This is a genomic window from Mycobacterium sp. (assembly GCF_049281135.1).
In the GTDB taxonomy this organism is placed as follows: Bacteria; Actinomycetota; Actinomycetes; order Mycobacteriales; family Mycobacteriaceae; genus Mycobacterium.
Genome location: NZ_JBAPRN010000510.1, coordinates 1 through 2,465, shown reverse-complemented (window position 1 = coordinate 2,465; position 2,465 = coordinate 1). Strand labels below are relative to the sequence as shown.

At 64.3% G+C, this 2,465-nt stretch carries 2 protein-coding genes; one reads left to right on the top strand and one right to left on the bottom strand.

From position 1 onward, the window contains the following. Nucleotides 1–1,737, bottom strand: a 1,737-nt coding sequence (locus tag WAN02_RS20335) for an Rv1355c family protein (RefSeq protein ID WP_422266031.1), incomplete at its 3' end; no start/stop codon positions are given. Nucleotides 1,738–1,946: 209 nt separating this feature from the next. Between WAN02_RS20335 and WAN02_RS20330 the strand changes: the two genes are divergently transcribed. Continuing rightward, nucleotides 1,947–2,465, top strand: a 519-nt coding sequence (locus tag WAN02_RS20330) for a GAF domain-containing protein (protein WP_422266030.1), incomplete at its 3' end; no start/stop codon positions are given.

Genomic DNA, 2,465 nt, shown 5'->3' with positions numbered 1-2,465 from the left:
ATTCCACCGAGCCAGGTTGGCCATGACTTCCGGACGCCGCAAGATGTCCGCGACGGCGAGCTCGCCGGGTTCGAACTCCAGGCTGCGGATGTCGATCCCGGTGTCGGGATGCGGATCTCCCGGCCAGCGCAATTCCGCGATCATCTCGGCGTGCAGTTTCGGTGTCAGATAACGCACACGATCGGAATCGGCGAAAATCTTTGCCGCCCTAATGATTTCGTCTGAGTCAGTCACGAGATGCAGCCGTGCACCTTCACGTTCGGCAGTCGCGTGCAGCAGTTGGACCGTGTCACCGGGTATCGGTTCGGCTGTTCCCAAGCGGCGGTTGGTCTCCCGCGCCAGCATCGCGTCGTACAACCCGGCCAGCTGCGGGTCGGTGGCGTCGCGAAGCTGCAGCGTCGCCTGAAGCGGCACACCGCCGGCGCCTTCGCCGATATTCACCGGTCCGAGCACATGCTGAGCCGCCGCAGCGATCTTGGCGTTGAACACCGCCGCCCCGAGCGCAACTGCGCTGGCCCGGTATCCGACGTCAAGCGTCGAGGTGTGTTCCGGGGCAAGCCGGATGGCGATGGCGTCGGGGCTGACTTCGATCTGCCAAGGTTGCGCATTTGAGGCGGACGGCGCGCGGATCGCCGCGGCGGCAACGACGCCAGCAACGCCTGGCCACACCGGATCTGAATGCTCGGCCGACGGCGGTGCGTCGTTCTCCGGCAACGCTGGCTGGTCGATCTGATCGAGTACAGCGCCAATGTCAAGTCGGGCTCGGCCCGACGGCAGGTGTTCGGCCAGCCCGATTCTGCGCACGGCTTCCGCGATCGCGGTTGCTCCCAGCACGACGTCGCCGGACACCTGTGGCCAGGTCGACAGGGTGCGGTCGATCTCCACCACAGACGCCAGGAGGCGGCCGGACAAATGCTCGGCCTCGAGCAGGCGCACCAGATACGGCACCTTTTGCCCGCTCGTCATCCGCGCCAGCGAGGCGGGATCCACCTCGCCCAGCAGGCCGTGCAGAATCGGCCGCTGCGGCTCGAGGTCGAACCGTTCCACGTCAACCAGGCCGCGATCGCTGGTCGCCATCAGCACCGGAATTCCCCGCGCCCGCGCCCGCTCTCGCACGAGCGCCTTCACGTCGAGCGAATCACATTCTTCGACAACGATATTCAGCCCGTCGAGAAATTCGTCGATGGTTTCCAGCGTCAGACCCGTGTCCATGATCTCAACGGGCAGGTACGGATCGAGCTCGGCGATTCTGCGGGCGGTCACCTCAGCTTTGTTCAGCCCGATGTCGAGTACGGTCGCCGGCACGCGATTCAGGTTGGACAGTTCGAGGTGATCGAAATCCGCCAGCCGAAGCAAACCGCATAGTCCTTGCGCCGCGAGTGTGTGCGCGATGACATGTCCAGCGCTCAACCCGGCAACACCGATACGCAGTTCACCCAGTCGCGACTGCTCTTCCGCGGTGATGACATTCCGGTTGCGATCCAGCCGGACTGCCCGAAAGCCCCGCGGGCCGAGTACCGCCACAACCGTCCGCCGCCAGGGGAAATACACCCACCGGCAAGGCTCGGCGGCACGATCAGGGCCCGCTGGTGGCAGCAGGCCCTGCAACTCGGCGAGTTGGGTCTCGCGCTGATCAACGAACTCGATGACCGGATCGGCGCGCAACTGGTCCAACGTGGCCTTGTCGGCGGCGTCCTCGGAGTCGAGTACTAATGCCTTGCTTGCTTCGATGGTCACTCCTCATGGTCGCGCGCCGGCCGATACCAGAGAGGATAAGTGCTGACGTCCAGGCGTTACATCGACGAGTTCCTTTGTAGCCCGCAATGTGTATTATTCAGTCTCTGAAGTAATTTGAGGCGCCGATTGCACTATCAGGTGGTGCCGAATAGCATTCCGCAGTGGGGCCGTCCAGACTTGCGGACACTACGTCCAGATCGGAGGACAGCGTGCCGCGCAATCTGCTGCTCGTCTCCTCCATCGCGAATCAACTGCTCGAGGCAACCGCGGCGACGGCTGCTCAAGCCAGTGAACATGTCCTGGCCCAGCTCGTCGAACACTTCGACTTGCACTACAGCTTCCTGCGTTACAGCGACTACGACATTAGCGCCTCGGTGCTGGCCGCGGAGTGGCCGGCGCGCACCGATGTAGCCGATCCGGATCCGTTCGGTGTCGTGCCGTTCGCCAGTGACCACCCCGCCCTGGCGCTCTGCGATAACGGCAAAGAACTGGTGAAGGTTCAGCGCAATTACGCCGACGGCGTATCTCGATGGCCGCTGATCAGGGCCGGCCGCAGCGGAGCCACGATGGTGGCCGCCGCGCCGCTGATCTCCGGCACGACGACCTGCGGCGTGCTTGGCTTCGTCAAGTGCCGCGGCCGAAAGTGGAAGCCCGAGGCGATCCATACCCTCACCACGATCGCCTCGCTTTTCGCTCAGTTCCGGGCCCGCATCTTGGCCGAAGAGGGG